Annotated in this window: 16 protein-coding genes and 3 tRNA genes; 10 read left to right on the top strand and 9 right to left on the bottom strand. The window is 53.9% G+C overall.

Going from position 1 to position 19,309, the window contains the following annotated elements:
• Positions 1-6: 6 nt before the first annotated feature.
• From frdD to frdA, 4 genes are read right to left on the bottom strand one after another with little or no spacing between them, the layout of a single operon-like run.
• A complete protein-coding gene (gene frdD, locus QEN32_RS19935; protein ID WP_000609650.1) occupies positions 7-366 on the bottom strand; it encodes a fumarate reductase subunit FrdD in 360 nt (119 codons plus the stop codon).
• 10 nt (positions 367-376) lie between these two features.
• Positions 377-772 carry a fumarate reductase subunit FrdC gene (gene frdC / locus QEN32_RS19930; protein WP_000208749.1) on the bottom strand — a complete coding sequence of 132 codons (396 nt, stop codon included), beginning with the start codon at positions 770-772 and terminating at the stop codon, positions 377-379.
• Positions 773-782: 10 nt separating this feature from the next.
• Positions 783-1,517 (bottom strand): fumarate reductase iron-sulfur protein, encoded by a 735-nt coding sequence (gene frdB / locus QEN32_RS19925; RefSeq protein ID WP_000829509.1) that lies wholly within the window; start codon positions 1,515-1,517, stop codon positions 783-785.
• Entirely contained in the window at positions 1,510-3,300 is a 1,791-nt protein-coding gene (gene frdA, locus QEN32_RS19920; protein ID WP_001192954.1) for a fumarate reductase (quinol) flavoprotein subunit, read from the bottom strand. Before frdA ends, frdB begins: the two co-directional genes overlap by 8 nt.
• A 322-nt stretch (positions 3,301-3,622) precedes the next feature.
• Here frdA and epmA point away from each other — a divergent pair, with 322 nt between their 5' ends.
• The 3 genes from epmA (at position 3,623) to QEN32_RS19905 (ending at position 6,713) form a co-directional block, all read left to right on the top strand.
• A complete protein-coding gene (epmA, locus tag QEN32_RS19915; protein WP_079954616.1) occupies positions 3,623-4,600 on the top strand; it encodes an elongation factor P--(R)-beta-lysine ligase in 978 nt (325 codons plus the stop codon).
• A 225-nt stretch (positions 4,601-4,825) separates the two neighbouring features.
• Positions 4,826-6,328, top strand: a complete 1,503-nt coding sequence (gene yjeM, locus QEN32_RS19910; protein WP_000149872.1) for a glutamate/gamma-aminobutyrate family transporter YjeM — start codon at positions 4,826-4,828, stop codon at positions 6,326-6,328.
• Positions 6,329-6,392: 64 nt separating this feature from the next.
• Complete coding sequence (locus QEN32_RS19905) at positions 6,393-6,713, top strand: hypothetical protein (protein ID WP_001736544.1); 321 nt, start codon at positions 6,393-6,395, stop codon at positions 6,711-6,713.
• A 136-nt stretch (positions 6,714-6,849) separates the two neighbouring features.
• Here the strand turns inward: QEN32_RS19905 and mscM are convergent, their stop codons facing one another.
• The 3 genes from mscM to rsgA all read right to left on the bottom strand — a co-directional run bounded on the left by mscM (position 6,850) and on the right by rsgA (position 12,307).
• The gene (gene mscM / locus QEN32_RS19900; RefSeq protein WP_255229471.1) at positions 6,850-10,176 is read right to left on the bottom strand and encodes a miniconductance mechanosensitive channel MscM; all 3,327 of its coding nucleotides are present in this window, start codon (positions 10,174-10,176) and stop codon (positions 6,850-6,852) included.
• An 18-nt stretch (positions 10,177-10,194) separates the two neighbouring features.
• Positions 10,195-11,163, bottom strand: a complete 969-nt coding sequence (gene asd, locus QEN32_RS19895; RefSeq protein ID WP_265322049.1) for an archaetidylserine decarboxylase — start codon at positions 11,161-11,163, stop codon at positions 10,195-10,197.
• 91 nt (positions 11,164-11,254) lie between these two features.
• Positions 11,255-12,307: a small ribosomal subunit biogenesis GTPase RsgA gene (gene rsgA, locus QEN32_RS19890; RefSeq protein WP_000041945.1), complete on the bottom strand. Its 1,053-nt coding sequence runs from the start codon at positions 12,305-12,307 to the stop codon at positions 11,255-11,257.
• A 106-nt stretch (positions 12,308-12,413) separates the two neighbouring features.
• Between rsgA and orn the strand changes: the two genes are divergently transcribed.
• On the top strand, positions 12,414-12,959 hold the full coding sequence (gene orn, locus QEN32_RS19885; RefSeq protein WP_080160344.1) for an oligoribonuclease: 546 nt from the start codon (positions 12,414-12,416) through the stop codon (positions 12,957-12,959).
• A gap of 61 nt (positions 12,960-13,020) precedes the next feature.
• On the opposite strand, the gene QEN32_RS19880 is transcribed toward orn, so the two are convergent.
• Positions 13,021-13,761 (bottom strand): arginine ABC transporter substrate-binding protein, encoded by a 741-nt coding sequence (locus QEN32_RS19880; RefSeq protein ID WP_000727897.1) that lies wholly within the window; start codon positions 13,759-13,761, stop codon positions 13,021-13,023.
• Positions 13,762-14,036: 275 nt separating this feature from the next.
• On the opposite strand from QEN32_RS19880, the gene QEN32_RS19875 reads away from it, so the two are divergent.
• The 3 genes from QEN32_RS19875 (at position 14,037) to QEN32_RS19865 (ending at position 14,576) form a co-directional block, all read left to right on the top strand.
• Positions 14,037-14,112: transfer RNA gene (locus tag QEN32_RS19875), tRNA-Gly, on the top strand.
• 156 nt (positions 14,113-14,268) lie between these two features.
• A tRNA-Gly gene (locus QEN32_RS19870) sits at positions 14,269-14,344 on the top strand.
• A gap of 156 nt (positions 14,345-14,500) precedes the next feature.
• Positions 14,501-14,576, top strand: a tRNA-Gly gene (locus QEN32_RS19865).
• 269 nt (positions 14,577-14,845) lie between these two features.
• Here the strand turns inward: QEN32_RS19865 and queG are convergent.
• Complete coding sequence (gene queG, locus QEN32_RS19860) at positions 14,846-15,985, bottom strand: tRNA epoxyqueuosine(34) reductase QueG (RefSeq protein ID WP_001670426.1); 1,140 nt, start codon at positions 15,983-15,985, stop codon at positions 14,846-14,848.
• Between queG and nnr the strand changes: the two genes are divergently transcribed.
• Genes nnr through amiB form a run of 3 tightly spaced genes read left to right on the top strand, consistent with a single transcriptional unit; the run spans position 15,984 to position 19,300 of the window.
• On the top strand, positions 15,984-17,531 hold the full coding sequence (gene nnr, locus QEN32_RS19855) for a bifunctional ADP-dependent NAD(P)H-hydrate dehydratase/NAD(P)H-hydrate epimerase (protein ID WP_076736124.1): 1,548 nt from the start codon (positions 15,984-15,986) through the stop codon (positions 17,529-17,531). The genes queG and nnr overlap by 2 nt on opposite strands.
• Complete coding sequence (gene tsaE, locus QEN32_RS19850; RefSeq protein WP_000981984.1) at positions 17,503-17,964, top strand: tRNA (adenosine(37)-N6)-threonylcarbamoyltransferase complex ATPase subunit type 1 TsaE; 462 nt, start codon at positions 17,503-17,505, stop codon at positions 17,962-17,964. The genes nnr and tsaE overlap by 29 nt, the downstream gene beginning before the upstream one ends.
• A 16-nt stretch (positions 17,965-17,980) precedes the next feature.
• Complete coding sequence (gene amiB, locus QEN32_RS19845) at positions 17,981-19,300, top strand: N-acetylmuramoyl-L-alanine amidase AmiB (RefSeq protein ID WP_000640348.1); 1,320 nt, start codon at positions 17,981-17,983, stop codon at positions 19,298-19,300.
• Positions 19,301-19,309 lie beyond the last annotated feature (9 nt).

Below are 19,309 nucleotides of genomic sequence, written 5' to 3'. Positions count from 1 at the left end.
GGCAACTTAGAGAGTGATAACGCCAATCGCCGTCACAACGGTCAGGATTGCCGCCAGACCGTAGAAGACCCATTTGCCCGCAGGCACGTGGATTTTCAGGTCATGCATCGCGTGGTGCATACGGTGTAGGCCACACCATAGCGGCAGCACGATCATCAGGAACAGAAAAACGCGACCAATAAAGCTTTGGGCGAACGTCAGTACGCGCTCAAAACTCAGGGCATCGCCCGGAAATAGCCCCAGCGGCAGCATGATGCCAACCAGTAGCACGATCACCGGCGCGATGATCGCGCCCCACATACCGCCTGCGCCAAACAGTCCCCAGAATACGGGTTCATCAGAACGTTTTGGGTTTGGATTAATCATCCGGGACTCCTTACCAGAACAGGGCAACATACAGAATGACTACGGTGACTACCGCAGTGACCACCCAAAGCCCTTTGATGATTGGCTCTGGCCCCATTTTTTCGTCTTTTACAATGATATTGGCCGCCTTCGGCGCCAGTTCAAACCAGGTTTTGGTGTGCAGCAGCGCGGCCGCCAGGGTGATCAGGTTTAAGATCACTACCACCGGGTTTTGTAAAAAGCCGACGAATCCCATCCAGGATTCCGCGCCGTGTTTGAGCGCAAACAGACCGAAAATCAGTTCAATACTGAACCAGACTGCCGGCACCGCTGTGCCTTCGCGCAGCATATAAAAGCGATAAAACGGCAGTTTTTTCCACCAGGTGGACGTCATCGGCCGCACATAGGGTTTGCGTTTAGTCGTCATGTTGCACTCCTTAGCGTGGTTTCAGGGTGGCGATAAGAAAGTCTTTCGAGCTTTCCACTTTACCCTGCTGAATGGCCGCAGCCGGATCGACATGTTTTGGACAGACTTCGGAGCAGTAGCCCACGAAAGTACAGGTCCATACGCCGTTCGGACTGTTCAACTGCGCCATACGCTCCTTCTTACCGTGATCGCGGCTATCTTCGTTATAGCGATGCGCCAGCGTAATCGCAGCCGGTCCGATAAACTCAGGATTCAGACCGAACTGCGGGCACGCGGCGTAGCACAGACCACAGTTGATGCAACCGGAGAACTGGTGATACTTCGCCATTTGCGCCGGGGTCTGGACATTCGGCCCCTGATCTGGCGTGCGAGAGTTGCCAATAATGTACGGTTTGATCGCTTCCAGGCTTTCGATAAAGTGCGTCATATCGACAACCAGATCGCGTTCAATCGGGAAGTTCGCCAGCGCTTCCACCTTCATACCGTTGGTGTAATCGCGCAGGAAGGTTTTACACGCCAGTTTAGGGACGTTGTTGACCATCATGCCGCAAGAGCCGCAGATCGCCATACGGCAGGACCAGCGGTAGCTCAGGTCTGGCGACAGGTTATCTTTGATGTAGCCCAACGCGTCCAGTAGCGATGTTGTTTCATCATAAGGAACTTCATAGAAAGCACTGTGCGGCGCGGTATCGGTTTCCGGGTTATAGCGCACCACCTCAACTTTCAGGTTTTTCATCTCAGCCATTCGCCTTCTCCTTCTTATCGGCTGCTTCCGCTTCACCGCCGTAAACACGTTTGGCTGGCGGCAGGGTGGTGATTTTCACGTCGCTGTATTCCAGACGGGTCGTGCCATCAGCATCGCGGAAGGCGAGGGTGTGCTTGAGGAAGTTCACATCGTCGCGCTCGGTACAGCCTTCATCCAGACGCTGATGCGCGCCGCGGGACTCTTTACGCGCCAGCGCAGAGTGCGCCATACATTCCGCCACGTTCAGACCATGACCCAGTTCGATGGTATACAGCAGGTCAGTGTTGAACACGCTGGAAGTATCGGAGATACGTACGCGCTTGAAACGTTCCTGAAGCTCGGCCAGTTTATCAACGGTTTTCTGCATCAGTTCCGGGGTACGGTAAATACCGCAACCTTCTTCCATAGACAGACCCATCTCATCGCGGATCTTCGACCAGTTTTCGTTGCCTTCCTGGTTCACCAGATTTTTCAGACGCTGTTCAATATCGGCAACCTGGGCGTCGAGCGCGGCGCTATTTGCGGCGCCTGCCGTAGCAGCGCGTTCCATTGCTTGTTCGCCAGCCAGACGACCAAACACCACCAGTTCCGCCAGCGAGTTGGAACCGAGGCGGTTCGCGCCATGCAGGCCAACAGAGGAGCATTCGCCAACGGCAAACAGCCCTTTGACACGGCTTTCACAGTTCTGGTCGGTTTCAATGCCGCCCATGGTGTAGTGCGCGGTCGGACGTACTGGAATCGGTTCTTTAACCGGATCGACGCCGACATAGGCTTTCGCCAGTTCGCAAATGAACGGCAGACGTTCATGCAGTTTCTTCTCGCCGAGATGACGCAGGTCGAGGTGAACCACATCGCCGCGCGGCGTGGAGATGGTGTTGCCTTTACGCCATTCGTGCCAGAAAGCCTGGGATACTTTGTCGCGTGGCCCCAGTTCCATATATTTGTTTTTCGGCTCGCCCAGCGGCGTTTCGGGGCCCATGCCGTAGTCTTGCAGGTAACGGTAGCCATTTTTATTGACCAGAATACCGCCTTCGCCGCGGCAACCTTCGGTCATCAGGATACCGGAACCTGGCAGGCCGGTCGGGTGATACTGAACGAATTCCATATCACGCAGCGGAACGCCGTGGCTCAGCGCCATGCCCATCCCGTCGCCGGTGACGATGCCGCCGTTGGTGTTATAGCGGTATACGCGGCCTGCGCCGCCTGTCGCCATGACCACGGCGTTGGCGCGGATTTGCACCAGCGTGCCTTCCATCATGTTCATTGCCACCAGGCCGCGCGCATGGTTGTCATCAACCAGAATATCCAGCACGAAATGTTCGTCAAAGCGCTGGATTTGTGGGAACTGCAGGGAAGTCTGGAACAGGGTATGCAGCATATGGAAGCCGGTTTTATCCGCGGCGAACCAGGTACGCTCGATTTTCATACCACCGAAGCGACGCACGTTAACGCTACCGTCCGGACGGCGGCTCCACGGGCAGCCCCATTGCTCCAGCTGCGTCATCTCAGTGGGACAATGGTGGACAAAGTAATCCACGACATCCTGCTCACACAGCCAGTCTCCGCCTGCTACCGTATCGTGAAAATGGTAGTCAAAGCTGTCATGATCCTGGGCGACAGCGGCTGAACCCCCTTCGGCAGCGACGGTGTGGCTGCGCATCGGGTACACTTTTGAGATCAGTGCGATTTTAGCATTGGGATTCGCCTGTGCGGCAGCAATTGCAGCACGTAATCCCGCGCCACCGGCGCCTATAATGGCAAGATCGGCTTGAAAGGTTTGCACGACATTCCTCCAGATTATTGTAATTTCACCCTCGCGCAGCCAGATAAAGCCTCTGGGTTCTGCGAAGTATGAATGCGTTTCCACTGCTCCTTTATGGGTACAACAGTATAGTCTCAGGGATGTGAGGGAAATTTGACGTGTTCGATTTTTTTAGCGTATCAGAGGGATGAATTATCATTGATTTTGATTAATTTAATTACTAAACCATCTGAAATCACTTTTTTTACCCTCCAGAAGGCGCCCGATACGCCTGCGCAAAATTTGTTTCGCCCGCGCGTTGCGAGTAGACTTCGTGACCCTGTCTTAAACTGGAGAAAGAATCATGAGCGAAACGGCAACCTGGCAGCCGAGCGCGTCCATCCCCAATTTATTAAAACGTGCGGCGATTATGGCGGAAATCCGTCGTTTCTTTGCCGATCGTGGAGTGCTTGAGGTTGAGACGCCCTGCATGAGTCAGGCGACGGTCACAGACATTCATCTGTTCCCGTTCGAAACGCGTTTCGTCGGACCTGGCCATTCCCAGGGGATGAACCTCTATTTAATGACCAGTCCGGAATACCATATGAAACGCCTGCTGGCGGCAGGGTGCGGTCCGGTTTTCCAGCTATGCCGCAGTTTCCGTAATGAAGAGATGGGACGACATCATAATCCGGAATTCACTATGCTGGAGTGGTATCGCCCGCATTACGATATGTACCGCCTGATGAATGAAGTGGATGATTTGCTTCAGCAAGTGCTGGATTGTCAACCCGCGGAAAGTCTCTCCTATCAACAGGCGTTTCAGCGCCATCTGGAGATTGACCCGTTATCAGCAGATAAAACGCTGCTGCGTGAGGCGGCGGCAAAGCTTGATTTAAGCAATATCGCCGATACGGAAGAAGACCGTGATACGTTGCTGCAACTGTTGTTCACGATGGGGGTTGAGCCGTATATAGGTAAAGAAAAGCCGACCTTTATTTATCACTTTCCGGCAAGTCAGGCATCGCTGGCACAAATCAGTACCGAGGATCATCGCGTCGCCGAGCGCTTTGAGGTGTACTACAAAGGTATTGAGCTGGCGAATGGTTTCCACGAACTGACGGACGCACGTGAGCAACAACAGCGCTTTGAACAGGACAATCGTAAGCGCGCCGCTCGCGGTCTGCCGCAGCAGCCGATTGACCAAAATCTACTGGATGCGCTGGCCGCCGGTCTACCGGATTGTTCCGGCGTGGCGCTGGGTGTTGATCGTCTGGTGATGCTGGCGCTGGGAGCAGAAAGCCTGGCGGACGTGATTGCTTTTACGGTCGATCGGGCGTAAATCTGAAATTCACTCTTCCGCGAGATAAAATGGCGCAATAAGCGCCATTTTGTAGCATATTTTTTCAATTATCCTCTGTTTGCCACAACATAAGGCTGGAACTTTGATGCCATTTAGGTATCAATCCTGTGTTGATTTTTTTATCGCTGACCTTTGTAAAAAAGAAGGCGGCGTCAATCGGTGAGCGGCGTCTGGCAAACGCGCTCAAGCGTAAGGGATGGTTGAATGACCCACACGATAAAAAAGATGAGCCTTATTGGGCTTATCCTGATGATTTTTACTTCTGTTTTTGGTTTTGCGAATAGCCCGTCGGCGTTTTATTTAATGGGGTATAGCGCAATCCCGTGGTATATATTTTCTGCCTTGCTGTTTTTTATACCATTCGCCTTAATGATGGCTGAAATGGGTTCCGCTTATCGCAAAGAAGAGGGCGGGATCTATTCGTGGATGAATAATAGCGTGGGGCCACGTTACGCGTTTATCGGCACGTTTATGTGGTTTTCATCGTATGTCATATGGATGGTAAGTACGGCGGCAAAAATTTGGGTACCGTTTTCTACTTTTGTTTTTGGCGCCGATATGACGCAGCACTGGCGTATTGCGGGGCTTGAGCCTACGCAGGTTGTCGGGCTGCTCGCCGTTGGCTGGATGATTCTGGTGACGTGTGTCGCCGCCAGAGGGATCAATAAAATTGCGCGAATTACGGCGGTCGGAGGTATTGCCGTAATGTGTCTTAATTTAGTTTTATTGTTAGTGAGTGTCGCTATTTTGTTATTAAATGGTGGGCATTTTGCACAAGAAATTAATTTTACCTCGTCACCGAATCCGGGTTATCACTCCGGCCTGGCAATGTTGTCATTTGTGGTATTTGCTATTTTTGCTTACGGCGGTATTGAGGCTGTCGGCGGACTGGTGGATAAAACCGAGAAACCGGAAAAGAATTTTGCGAAAGGTATTGTTTTCGCGGCCATTGTGATTTCAATTGGTTATTCTTTGGCGATCTTTTTATGGGGCGTCAGCACTAACTGGCAACAGATATTAAGTAATAGCGCCGTTAACTTAGGGAATATCACCTACATTTTGATGTCGAGTTTAGGCACGACATTAGGTAACGCGTTAAACCTTTCTCCGGACGCAGCGATGACGGTGGGCGTCTGGTTTGCGCGTATCACCGGCCTTTCTATGTTTCTGGCTTATACCGGCGCGTTTTTTACGTTGAGCTATTCACCGCTGAAAGCCATTATTCAGGGGACGCCAAAAGCGTTGTGGCCCGCGCCGATGACGACACTGAACGCTAACGGTATGCCGGCGACCGCTATGTGGCTACAGTGCGTGCTGGTGAGTCTGTTTATTTTGCTGGTCTCTTTTGGCGGTGACACTGCATCGGCGTTTTATAACAAACTCACGCTGATGGCGAACGTCTCAATGACCTTGCCATACCTGTTCCTTGCGCTGGCATTTCCCTTCTTTAAAGCGCGTCAGGATCTGGAGCGGCCATTTGTTCTCTTTAAAACCAAAGCCTCTACCCTGGTCGCGACGGGTGTTGTGGTGCTGGTGGTGACGTTTGCCAACGTCTTTACCATCATCCAGCCGGTGATTGAAGCTGGGGATTGGGACAGCGCCTTGTGGATGATCGGTGGGCCGATCTTCTTCTCGCTGCTGGCGATGGCGATTTATCAGAATTACAGCAGCCGCATGAGCGCTGATCCGGAGTGGGCGGCGGAGTAAAGGCCGTAGGCCGGATAAGACCCGACGGGGCGTATCCGGCGTTTATTGCCCGATGGAGAACGTTATGAATGATAGTTCGAGAGACCCGATTATCACGGAAGATGAGGTTAGGGCACTCAATTTTACTCCGGAAGATATCCTTGAAATAGAAAAGGTTATTCTTTCTTCCGTTCATGTTGCACGTCGAAAGGTTGCGATGGTAGTAGGAATGACTATTGGCACGTTAAGGGATCGCGATGAGGATAAGTGGAAACATGTGTCGGATATTTATTGCGCGTATGTTATAAGATGCCTCGTATTTCGCGGAGAACTGGTGGGTTACGGCGATTTATTCCGAATGCGCTATAGCGAAATTAACCTGCCTGTTGCCGATCTGGACGCATAATAAGTCCGAAAATGTCTGTGAGCTGCGATGAAATGCCCGATGGCGCAAGCTTATCGGGCCTACAGGTTAATTGCCGGCCCGTAGGCCGGATAAGACCCGACGGGTCGCATCCGGCATTTCTTGCCTGGATCATGCGCTACAAACTCCCCGCCGGGCGGCTGGTTTTACCCGCTGACGTTAACGTTCTCCCCGTTTGTTTACCGCCGAGACTCTCCAGACGCATCTGGAACGGTGGGAACGGCATATCAATACCGTGCTCGCGGAAGCCCGCCAGAATCAATTGGTGGATCTCATGGCGTAATGGCATACGGTGTCCCATTTCCGCGGCATAGATACGCAGTTCGAAAATCTGAATACCCTGCTGGAGATCCACCAGAAAGATTTCAGGCGGCGGGTTATCCAGCACCAAAGAACAGCGCTGCGCCGCCGTCAGCAGAATTTGCGTCACCTCTTCGCTATTGGCATCCGCTGGCGCCGGGATGGTTAACACCACGCGCGTAACGGAGTCAGACAGCGACCAGTTGATAAACTGTTCGGTGATAAAGGCTTTATTCGGCACGATAATCTCTTTACGATCCCAGTCGCTGATGGTGGTGGCGCGGGTATTGATTTTGGTCACGCTGCCGGTGAGATCGCGAATGGTCACCGTATCGCCGATACGAATCGGCTTTTCAAACAAAATAATCAGGCCGGAGATAAAGTTAGCGAAAATTTCTTGCAGGCCAAAACCAAGCCCAACGCCGAGCGCGGCAACCAGCCATTGTAGCTTCGACCACTCAATGCCGATCATTGAGAAACCGACCAGTCCGCCAATCAGCATTAACAGATATTTGGTGATGGTCGTAATGGCGTAACCGGTACCAGGCGTTAAATCGAGATGCTGTAATAACGCCAGTTCCAGCAGCGCAGGCAGATTACGCACCAACTGCGTGGTGATGATAAAGACCAGAATCGCAATGAGCACCGCCCCGAGGGTAATCGGCTCCAGGCTTTCCACGCCTTGCACCGTAGAGGTGACATCCCACAGCGAAATATTCTCCAGGAAGCCGAATGCCGAGTGGATTTCCGACCACAGTACAATTACCGATAGCAGGGCGATAAGCATCAGAATTGAGCGGACCAGACGCAGCGACTGAGCGCTAATAGCGTCAAGATCGATTTCACTTTCATCGATGTCGACCGCGCCTTCCAGGCTGGAGGAGTGCGCCGGTTCTTCTTCGCCGCGCGCGCGCTGCGCCAGCATTTCCGCCCGACGATGTTTGGCGCGGTCAAAAGCCAGTCGGCGTCGTTGGATCAGCATCCAGCGGCGAATGACGTGATAGATGACCAGCAACAGGAACCAGATGGCGACCGAGGTTTCCAGTCTCGCCAGTAGCGCCTGCGCCGTGGCCAGATAACCCACCGCCGCCGCCAGAATCGCGATAAGCGGCGCGCCCATCAGCATATTCCACAGCAGGCTGTTGACCATGTTGTCGCCGTTGCCTTCTTTATCAAGATAGAGCGGGATGCCCGCTTTTTTCAGACTCAGCGTGACCAGCGCCAGCGCGCCGCATATCAGGATGAAGCAAAGGCGGCCCAACGAGCCGGAAAACTCCCGATCGTTAAGATTATCAAACATGATCACTGCCATAATGAGCGGCACGATCAGCCCAATGCTCATCAGGTAGTAGCGCATCGCTTTCGCTACCCGGTTTCGCGGCCAGCCGAAATGCGCCACAAACAGGCCATTAGGGCGGGCAAACGCGGCGCAAATCATGACTACCCACAACAGCGGTACTGTCGCCGTCACGCCATCGCCGATGGCGACGGCCAGCGGATACGGCCAGGCTTCCTGTAGACCATAGCCGAGCGTCGCCCACAAGACCGGCAGCGGCGAGGCGACCAGAATCGACCAGAACACCGTTCGCAGCGTCAGCGAGAAGTGATCCTGAGTGACTTTCCCGACGCGCGAGGCCGAGCGCTCAAGGAACCGGTTGAAGTGTTGACGTGAATAGAGGCTAAACCCGACCAGCGCCAGCGCGCCGAATAACGGCAGTAGCGTCTCTTTGCTGGTCAGCATCATGATGCTGGCTTTACCTAACTGATTAAACGTATCTAATGAGATAAGCCGACGTAAATCCTGAACCAAATCAACAGGCCAGGAGAGCGATAGCGGGCTAACGTCAGCGGTCCAGAACAGATAACGGTGGGTCGCTTCATTAACCTCTTTAAGCGCATCCTCCAGTTGGCTGTTGGAGACTTTCAGTTTGGTCAGCTCCAGGATCAGCGTATCGCCGCCCTGTAACAACGAGTTGAGCAGCTCGCGCTGAGTGCGAAGCTGGGCGTCAAGAATCTGGTTTTGCTCGGCGGTCAGCGGCTGTCCATTGGCCTGACGTATTTGCCGTAGCTGCGGCTGCTTATTGAGTAACTCTTCATAGCGCATACGGTGGACGCGTAGCTGCGCCATTTCCGTATCAAGCTGCTGCGGCTTAGGCATCTCTGGCAGACGGGCGACCTGCGCGCGCAGCGCTTCGCCAAGCATGTTGGACACGCCAAGCCATTGCGACTGCTCCCGCAGCGTATTGAGCGCCTGGCGCACCTGTAACGTTTGGCTGGTGGCCTGTCGCTGCTGCGAGGCGACCAGATCCATCCGCTGCGCTTGTTGATTGAGCGCCTGTGACAGCTCGCGGTTGACTTTAAATTGTTCGACGATGCCTTCCGGCAAACCTGCGCTGTTTTCCGCCAGCAGCTCAGTGCTTTCCAGCGCGCGTTCCGCTTCACGTTGGCGCAGGCTATTGAGCTGATTGCGCAGCGCCTGAAGATACGCATCCAATTGCTGACTCTGTTTTTCCGCCAGCTCGGAACGCAGACGAGCCAGTTCCTGCCGGTTGTTGGCGGACAGTTGCGCCAACTCCAGTTCGTCGACTAACGCTTTTAGTTTGGCGGACTCCGCCTGCATACTGAGACTTTGCGCCTGGCTAAGCGCGGCACTTCCGCCTGCGGCGCCGAGCCGTCGCTCAATCTCATTAAGCTGGCGGCGGGCGTCGTTTTGCTGTTGGGGAAGCTGGCTGAGCGAGTCGGCGATCTCCCTGACGCGCTCCTGCTCCTGTTGCGCCTCGCGGGTTTTATCCAGTAGCTGGCTGCTAACCTGCAAGATCTCCTGATTTAACGCTTCGGTGGACATCTCTGGCGGTACGCTGCGAGGTTCCTCGCGCAGATTATTCAACTGGGCGCGCAAGGTGGCGGATAGCTTAGGGAAATTATCAATAACGTGTTGATATTGTTTCGCGCGCTCAAGCGAGCCTTTTCGCTCTTCAAGCGCGTTTAACGCAGTCTGGAGCGCCTCAACGGCTTCCGGCTGAGCGGGCTTCGCCGCTTTTGCCTGCTCCAGTTCCTGCGTGATTTGTTTGGCGTCGGGGGCCGTTGCGGCGAACGCCCCCGTGCTGAGGCACCAGGCCATCAGAAAAGCGATAATCAGGCGCACGTCAGCATTCTCTCTTGATTAGGTGTCGTCTTTTTTATTGTCAACCAGCGGGCTGGCGTCGTGTTCAGCTTTAATTTCTTCTGCCGGCAGCGGAGCAGGTTCCACCTCCGGCGCGACGAATGTTTCGGTCGACGTCGCCAGCGGTTGGCCAATTTTGGTAACGGACAGGCTTGCCAGCGACGCGATCAGATTCACTTTCCCCGGCGCAAATAAGTTGATGACCGTGGAACCCAGTTTAAAGCGCCCCATCTCCTGGCCTTTCAACAAGGCGACAGACCCTTCATGTTCGCCTTCTGGCCAGGTCCAGCGCTTGATGATGCCTTCGCGCGGCGGGGTAATGGTCCCCGCCCAGACAGTTTCGATACTGCCGACAATAGTTGCGCCGACCAGAATCTGCGCCATAGGGCCGAACTCGGTATCAAACAGACAGATAACGCGCTCGTTGCGGGCAAACAGGTTGGGGACGTTTTGCGCGGTCAGATGGTTAACAGAGAACAGATCGCCCGGTACGTAGATCATTTCGCGCAGGATGCCGTTGCATGGCATATGCACGCGATGGTAGTCGCGAGGGGAGAGGTAAGTGGTCACAAACGTGCCGTTGCGGAACTTATCCGCCATCAGGTAGTTACCCGCCAGCAACGCTTCAAGGCTGTAATGATGGCCTTTGGCCTGCAAAATTTTATCTTCTTCGATACGACCCAACTGGCTTATCACGCCGTCGGCAGGCATCACCAGGATGTTAGGATCGGTATTGAGCGGACGCACGTCATCACGCAGCGGACGAACAAAGAAATCATTGAACGTACGATAGCTGGCGGTATCCGGTTTTTGCGCCTCAGTCATATCGACTTTGTAATACTTTACGAAGAGATCGATAACCAGTTTTGTCAGCCATCCTGCTCGTTTGCTTGCGCCCCAGCCCGCCAGGCGAGTGAGCCATAGTTTCGGCAGAATGTATTGTAGCGAAAGTTTAAATGAGTTTAACAAGGTAGCCTCCAGGCCATTGTTGTTCCTGAACCGGCAGTTATACCGGTATCCTGAAAAAAGGGGACGATTCTAACGACGCCTAGCGTATCTGTCAGTCGTCCGTATCAGAAAAGTTTTTACGCGTTTTTACCTGCGCCATACTTTCAAGAATTCGGTGATAATTTTCGAAACGGGTTTCCGCAATAGCGCCGTTCTCTACCGCTTCGCGAATGGCGCAGCCTGGATCGGCGTCATGCTTGCAGTCCCGGTATTTGCAATGTCCCAAATAGTCATGAAATTCGACAAAGCCCTGGGTGATTTGTTCCGGCTCCAGATGCCATAAGCCGAACTCGCGCACGCCGGGGGAATCAATGACATCGCCGCCATGCGGGAAATGATACAGACGAGCAGCGGTAGTGGTATGTTGACCCAGACCGGAGACATTCGACACATCGTTCGTCAGAATCTCGTTCTGTAAGCCGAGCAGAGCGTTTAGCAGACTGGATTTTCCGACGCCGGACTGCCCGGCAAAAATACTGATACGACCGGTTAACGCCTCTTCCAGCGGTTTCAGACCATCCTGCGTATGGCTGGAGACCATCAGCACGCGATAGCCGATATTGCGGTAGATATCCATCTGCTCATTAACGAAGTCCATACCTTCGTCGTCCAGCAGATCAATTTTATTGAGTACGATAAGCGGCTCAACCTGTAGGGTTTCACAGCCGACCAGGTAGCGATCGATGATATTCAGCGACAGCTCCGGCAAAATCGCGGAGACGATAACGATTTGGTCAATGTTGGCGGCAATAGGCTTCACGCCGTCGTAGAAGTCCGGGCGCGTCAATACCGAGGTGCGCTCATGCACCGCTTCAACGATGCCTTTTACGTTGACGCCCTCTGCGGCGGCTTTGCCCGGACGCCAGACGACGCGATCGCCCGTCACCAGCGAACGGATAGTGCGGCGGATATTGCAACGGTGAACCTCGCCGTCAGCAGACTCCACATCGGCATGCATACCAAAACGGCTAATGACGATACCTTCTGCAGGCTCGCCAAACAGGTTGTCATCGTAGTCGGCTTTCTCCGCGGACGTTTTTAAACGACGCTGGTGATTGGCGTTCACACGGCGCTGCTGGCCTTTGGAGAGTTTATTTTTGCTCAATCGTACTGGCTCCTGGTCGCCCATAGTGGGCAAAACATCTATGATACACGCAATTGTAGATGAATATAGTCACAGTGAATGTGACCTCTGAAGGGTGGAAAATAGCATGAGTGCCGATGAAAACAACCTGATTTGGATCGATCTGGAGATGACAGGTCTGGACCCCGAGCGCGATCGCATTATTGAGATAGCCACGCTGGTGACGGATGCCAGCCTGAACATTCTGGCGGAAGGGCCGACGATTGCGGTACATCAATCCGATGCGCAACTGGCGTTAATGGATGACTGGAACGTGCGCACCCATACCGGTAGCGGCCTGGTAGATCGCGTTAAGGCAAGTACGATGGGCGAACGAGACGCTGAACTGGTGACGATTGAATTTCTGAAAACGTGGGTGCCTGCGGGTAAGTCGCCGATTTGCGGTAACAGCATCGGTCAGGATCGTCGTTTTCTGTTTAAATATATGCCGGAACTGGAGGCCTACTTCCACTATCGCTATCTGGATGTCAGTACGCTCAAGGAACTGGCGCGCCGCTGGAAGCCGGAGATTCTGGCCGGCTTTACCAAGCAGGGCACGCACCAGGCGATGGATGATATTCGCGAGTCGGTGGCGGAGCTGGCTTACTACCGCGAGCATTTCATTAAGCTGTGAGGCTTAACATGCCGGATGGCAACGCCAGAGCGTCTCATCCGGCAGCTCTCCCGCCACTGAATTACTGCGTAAACCATTTCTCCTGCATTTGTGCATATTCCGGCGATGCTTTCACCTTGTCGAGCGCGGCATTAATTTCTTGCAATAGCGCGTCGTTGCCTTTGCGTACCGCAATGCCTAACCCTTTTCCGTAGTAGTCAGGATCGCTGGCGCGTTCATCCATGATGGCGTAATCCGGATTGTTTTTTAGCCACTTACCAATCGCGGCGACATCGCCAAACACGCCCTCAAGACGGTTGTTTTTCAGATCGGTAAAAGCGTTTAGATAGCTGTCATAGGCGACAGGCGTGATAGCTTGTTGTTTATCCTGCAAATAGCGCTGATGCGTTGTACCGTTTTCCAGTCCGACTTTTTTGCCTTTCAGATCGGCAAAAGTGTGATAAGCCCCTTTACGCGTGACGACTACCGCCGATAGACCTTCGTAATAGGGTTGGCTAAAGGAGACCTGCTGTTCACGTTTGGGCGTCATATCCATACCGGCGATCACCGCATCAAACTTTTTGAAGCGTAGGCTGGGGATCAGACTATCAAAGCTCTGGTTAGTGAATGAGCACTCCGCTTGCATCTCTTTGCAGACCGCGTTGGCGACATCAATATCGAAACCAACAATTTTATTATCGGCATCGACAAACTCATAGGGCGCATAGGTGGCGGAGGTGCCAAAATGTAATGTTCTGGCGGAAACGGAAGCGGCGTGAACGGAGAGGCTGGCTAACAGCATGACAATAAGTTTTTTTTTCATCTTGATCCCTGATATCAATTGGATGTTGTGGTCACCGTGCTATTCTTTTTTTGGCGCAGGGTGCTATTCTGATTCTGTGCCTTTAGGCGTGGCGTGAAAAGTTTTTTGTTGCATAGCGCACGCTTTGCTCGTTTTTTGTCTTGTTTGGTGATTTAATCAGCATTCAAACAAAAATCGCGAAAAAATGCGTTCAGGGGCTTGCAGCTAAATGGATTTCTCGTATAATGCGCCTCCCGTAACGACGCAGAAATGCGAATTACGACAGCAACAAATTTGCGGGAATAGCTCAGTTGGTAGAGCACGACCTTGCCAAGGTCGGGGTCGCGAGTTCGAGTCTCGTTTCCCGCTCCAAAATTTGAAAGTACTTGTTAAGTACAGACCACCAATCGCAGGATTTCGAATTGCGACAAGGCGGCAACTGAATGAGTACTCAGGAGCTTACTGAAGTAAGTGACTGAGGCGAGTGAAGGCAGCCAACGCAGTAGCGGTTCGAAAGACGAAGATTATGCGGGAATAGCTCAGTTGGTAGAGCACGACCTTGCCAAGGTCGGGGTCGCGAGTTCGAGTCTCGTTTCCCGCTCCAAAATTTGAAAGTGCTTGTTAAGCACAGACCACCAATCGCAGGATTTCGAATTGCGACAAGGCGGCAACTGAATGAGTCCTCAGGAGCTTACTGAAGTAAGTGACTCAGGCGAGTGAAGGCAGCCAACGCAGTAGCGGTTCGAAAGACGAAGATTATGCGGGAATAGCTCAGTTGGTAGAGCACGACCTTGCCAAGGTCGGGGTCGCGAGTTCGAGTCTCGTTTCCCGCTCCAATTCTTATCTACAGTAAAATTATCCACAACGAATATCGCGTTGGGGCACGTTTTGTTCCGCTTTCGTCAGATCCTTGTAAACAGACTTATCCACAGGGCGGCCCATTACTCCTGGAATGCAAAAAATTATACCTGACGCGTAGAATTTCTATAATTTACTGAAAAATATAGAAAAAATAAGATTTCAAAACGTTAGCGTTATTGTCTGTTCCTTTTTTCCCTCTTGAATCGCAATGTGTTTTTATTTTTATACACAGCCTGTGAATAATTCAGGCATCGCGCACCAGCCCTTTTTCAATCACCCTGACCAGACGCTGTTTTTTCGGTAGCTGCACTTCAATGATGCAGGCGTTGCGCTTTTCAATTTGTTGCGCAATCGCCCATTCGATATGCTCATCGAGAAGTGGATGCTCACCCTTGCGGCTTTCCAGCGCCGTAATGACGGCATTACTCCACGGCGCATTCCCCAGCGCGACGGCAACATTTCGCAGCCAGCGTAAATGACCAATGCGCCGAATCGCAGAACCTTCAGTGACTTTCAGAAACTGCGCTTCGCTCCAGCTAAACAACTCAAGCAAATCTGGATTATGCAGCGCCTTGCGTGGGCTAAAATCTGCTTCGTCGGTCAACTGAGAGTAACGATTCCACGGACAGATAAGCTGGCAGTCATCGCAGCCGTAAATACGGTTGCCTATCAGTGGGCGAAATGCTTCCGGAATAGCGCCTTCCAGCTCAATGGTGAGATAAGAAATACAGCGCCGCGCGTCCACCGTATACGGTTCGACAATCGCCCCGGTCGGGCAAATGGTCATACAGGCGACGCATTTGCCGCAACCTTCTTCGACCGGCTGGTCGACCGGCAGCGGTAAATCAATCAGCAGTTCCCCCAGGAAAAAGAATGAGCCTGCCTCCCGATTAAGGATAAGTGAGTGCTTACCCGTCCAGCCAAGTCCGGCTTTTTCCGCTAATGGGCGTTCAAGAATAGGCGCAGAGTCGACAAACGGTCTAAAATTCAGCGAACCGCAGTACTGCTGGATCTGCTCGCCCAGTTTTTTAAGGCGGCTGCGTAACAGCTTGTGATAATCACGCCCCAGCGCATATCGGCTAACGTAGCCCAGCGTGGGATCCTTCAACGTACTGGCAAATGCGGCGTTGGCGGGCAGATAGTTCATGCGCACGCTGATGACACGTAGCGTACCGGGTAAGAGTTCATGAGGCCGGGCGCGCATCATACCGTGGCGCGCCATCCATGCCATCTCGCCGTGGTATTGTTTGTCCAGCCACGCCTGCAGCGCAGGTTCGGATGCGCGCAGATCGGTATCAGTAATACCGACCTGCTGAAAGCCCAGCTCCAGCCCCCACTGCTTAATATTTTGCGCTAACTGATTGAGATCGAGGGGCTTTGACATGATGGACCATAACATGAAGAAAAACCCTGTAAGTATACCACACTCCATTTGGCCCGCCGATGACATCAAACGGCTGGAACGCGATGCGGCGGATGCCTTCGGACTCACACTCTATGAATTGATGCTGCGCGCTGGCGACGCGGCATTTCGGGTAGCCCGTGACAGTTATCCTGACACCCGACACTGGCTGGTGTTGTGTGGTCATGGCAACAACGGCGGCGATGGTTACGTCGTGGCGCGACTAGCGCAAGCGGCGGGCATTAGCGTAACGTTGCTGGCGCAGGAGAGCGACAAACCGTTGCCTGAAGAAGCGGCGCAGGCGCGCGATGCCTGGCTGAATGCCGGCGGCATTATCCATGCTGCCGATATTATCTGGCCGGAAGCGACGGATCTGATTATCGACGCGCTGCTTGGCACCGGCATAGCCCAGGCACCGCGCGACCCGGTAGCCGGTCTGATTGAACAGGCGAACGCCCATCCTGCGCCGGTTGTCGCCGTCGATATCCCGTCAGGCCTGCTGGCGCAAACGGGCGCCACGCCTGGCGCGGTGATAAGCGCCGCGCATACGGTCACGTTTATCGCCCTGAAACCAGGCCTGCTGACCGGCAAAGCGCGTGACGTTACCGGCATATTGCATTATGACGCGTTGGGACTGGAAGGCTGGCTGGCGAGCCAGACGCCGCCGCTCCGGCGTTTTGACGCGACGCAGTTGGGGCAATGGCTAACGCCGCGTCGACCGACCTCGCATAAGGGCGATCATGGTCGTCTGGCGATTATTGGCGGCGACCAGGGAACAGCGGGCGCAATTCGGATGGCTGGCGAGGCGGCGCTGCGTACGGGGGCTGGGTTGGTCAGAGTTCTGACTCGCGGTGAAAACATCGCGCCGTTGCTGACGGCCCGCCCGGAACTGATGGTACATGAACTCACGCCTCAGTCGCTGGAAGAGAGCCTGACCTGGGCTGACGTTGTGGTGATCGGCCCGGGGCTTGGGCAGCAGGAATGGGGCAAAAAAGCCTTACAGAAAGTAGAAAACGTCCGTAAACCTATGCTGTGGGATGCGGATGCGTTGAACCTACTGGCAATCAATCCTGATAAACGTCACAATCGCGTGATTACGCCGCATCCGGGAGAGGCTGCCCGCCTGTTAGGATGTTCTGTGGCAGAAATTGAAAGTGATCGCTTACTTTCAGCACAGCGTCTGGTAAAACGGTACGGAGGCGTGGTCGTGTTAAAAGGCGCAGGAACGATTATTGCCGCTGAACACCACCCTCTGGCTATCATTGACGCTGGTAATGCAGGGATGGCGAGCGGCGGGATGGGCGATGTCCTGTCCGGCATCATCGGCGCATTGCTCGGACAGAAGTTTACCCCGTATGATGCGGTATGTGTGGGATGTGTGGCTCACGGCGCGGCGGCGGACTTACTGGCAGCGCGTTATGGCGCTCGCGGCATGTTGGCGACCGATCTTTTTACTACGCTGCGGCGTATTGTTAACCCTGATGTGATTGACGTAAACCATGATGAATCGAGTAATTCCGCTACCTGACGAACAGGCGACGCTAGACCTGGGACAACGGGTAGCCAACGCCTGTGATGGCGCGACCGTTATTTATCTGTATGGCGATTTAGGTGCCGGTAAAACGACGTTTAGCCGGGGATTTTTACAGGCGTTAGGCCATAACGGTAATGTAAAAAGCCCCACCTATACGCTGGTAGAGCCTTATGCGCTTGATAACATGATGGTATATCACTTCGACTTATACCGTCTTGCGGACCCGGAGGAGCTGGAGTTTATGGGCATTCGCGATTATTTCGCCAACGACGCCATTTGTCTGGTGGAGTGGCCGCAACAAGGTAAAGGCGTTCTCCCCGACCCGGACGTCGAAATCCATATTGATTACCAGGCGCAGGGGCGTGAGGCTCGCGTAAGCGCGGTATCCTCATCGGGTCATTCGTTACTGGCGCGTTTAGCCGATTAGCTATAAAGGTGGCGGGATGATTTATCGCATCAAAAATGCCGTAATAGCAGCCTTAATCCTGCTGTGCGCGCACGCGGGCGCCGCCAGTCTCTCTGATATTCAGGTGTCCAACGGCGAGCAGCAGGCGCGCATTACGCTGAGTTTTATCGGCGAGCCGGAATATGCTTACTCACAGGACGGTAAACGTACCGTGGCGCTGGATATCAGGCAGACCGGCGTGATTCAGGGGCTGCCGCTTCAGTTTAGCGGTAACAATCTGGTGAAAACGATCCGTGCCGGAACGCCGAAAGATGCGCAATCTTTACGGTTGCTTGTCGATCTGACGGAAAATGGTAAAACCGAGGCGGTGAAGCGGCAAAACGGCGGCAACTATACGGTCATTTTCACCATTAATGCCGATGTTCCGCCGCCGCCACCGCCTGTCGTCGCGAAACGGGTTGAAAGCGCGCCCCGCCCGACGGAGCCTGCCCGTAATCCGTTTAAATCTTCTGATGATCGCCTGACCGGCGTAACCAGCAGCAATACCGTTACGCGGCCTGCGGCGCGCGCGTCGGCAGGCGCTGGCGATAAAGTGGTGATTGCTATTGATGCCGGACATGGAGGCCAGGACCCCGGCGCGATAGGCCCGGGCGGTACGCGCGAGAAAAATGTCACCATCGCCATCGCGCGTAAGTTACGCACATTGCTGAATAACGATCCGATGTTTAAAGGCGTGCTGACGCGTGACGGCGACTATTTTATTTCGGTGATGGGGCGGTCTGACGTGGCGCGTAAGCAAAACGCCAACTTCCTTGTCTCTATTCATGCGGATGCCGCGCCAAATCGCGACGCCACCGGCGCCTCCGTCTGGGTATTGTCCAATCGTCGCGCGAACAGCGAAATGGCAAACTGGCTTGAGCAGCATGAGAAGCAATCCGAACTGTTAGGCGGCGCTGGCGATGTGCTGGCGAACAGTCAGTCAGACCCTTACCTGAGCCAGGCGGTACTGGATTTGCAATTCGGTCATTCGCAGCGGGTAGGGTATGATGTGGCGACGAACGTGCTAAGCCAACTGGATGGTGTGGGGTCGTTGCATAAACGTCGCCCGGAACACGCGAGCCTGGGCGTGTTGCGTTCGCCGGATATCCCGTCCATTTTGGTGGAGACGGGCTTTATCAGTAATCACGGCGAAGAGCGATTGCTGGCGAGCGACCGCTATCAGCAGCAGATTGCTGACGCTATATACCGGGGGTTGCGTAAGTACTTTGCAGCGCATCCGATTCAGTCTGCGCCGCAGGGCGGCCCAGGCCAGACGGCCAGTACCAACCAGCCTGGCGCCATAACCGCCGCGAATTAAGGAGATTTC

Origin of the sequence: Salmonella sp. SA14318 (genome assembly GCF_029866905.1) — a bacterium.
Classification (GTDB): domain Bacteria; phylum Pseudomonadota; class Gammaproteobacteria; order Enterobacterales; family Enterobacteriaceae; genus Salmonella; species Salmonella enterica.
This window is presented reverse-complemented; position numbering and strand designations above follow the sequence as displayed.

Bases quoted from the DNA above. Each gene is read 5' to 3' on its own strand.
- frdD (WP_000609650.1), bottom strand. From the start codon at position 366: ATGATTAATCCAAACCCAAAACGTTCTGATGAACCCGTATTCTGGGGA.
- frdC (WP_000208749.1), bottom strand. From the start codon at position 772: ATGACGACTAAACGCAAACCCTATGTGCGGCCGATGACGTCCACCTGG.
- frdB (WP_000829509.1), bottom strand. From the start codon at position 1,517: ATGGCTGAGATGAAAAACCTGAAAGTTGAGGTGGTGCGCTATAACCCG.
- epmA (WP_079954616.1), top strand. From the start codon at position 3,623: ATGAGCGAAACGGCAACCTGGCAGCCGAGCGCGTCCATCCCCAATTTA.
- yjeM (WP_000149872.1), top strand. From the start codon at position 4,826: ATGACCCACACGATAAAAAAGATGAGCCTTATTGGGCTTATCCTGATG.
- QEN32_RS19905 (WP_001736544.1), top strand. From the start codon at position 6,393: ATGAATGATAGTTCGAGAGACCCGATTATCACGGAAGATGAGGTTAGG.
- orn (WP_080160344.1), top strand. From the start codon at position 12,414: ATGAGTGCCGATGAAAACAACCTGATTTGGATCGATCTGGAGATGACA.
- QEN32_RS19880 (WP_000727897.1), bottom strand. From the start codon at position 13,761: ATGAAAAAAAAACTTATTGTCATGCTGTTAGCCAGCCTCTCCGTTCAC.
- nnr (WP_076736124.1), top strand. From the start codon at position 15,984: ATGATGGACCATAACATGAAGAAAAACCCTGTAAGTATACCACACTCC.
- queG (WP_001670426.1), bottom strand. From the start codon at position 15,985: ATGTCAAAGCCCCTCGATCTCAATCAGTTAGCGCAAAATATTAAGCAG.
- tsaE (WP_000981984.1), top strand. From the start codon at position 17,503: ATGATGAATCGAGTAATTCCGCTACCTGACGAACAGGCGACGCTAGAC.
- amiB (WP_000640348.1), top strand. From the start codon at position 17,981: ATGATTTATCGCATCAAAAATGCCGTAATAGCAGCCTTAATCCTGCTG.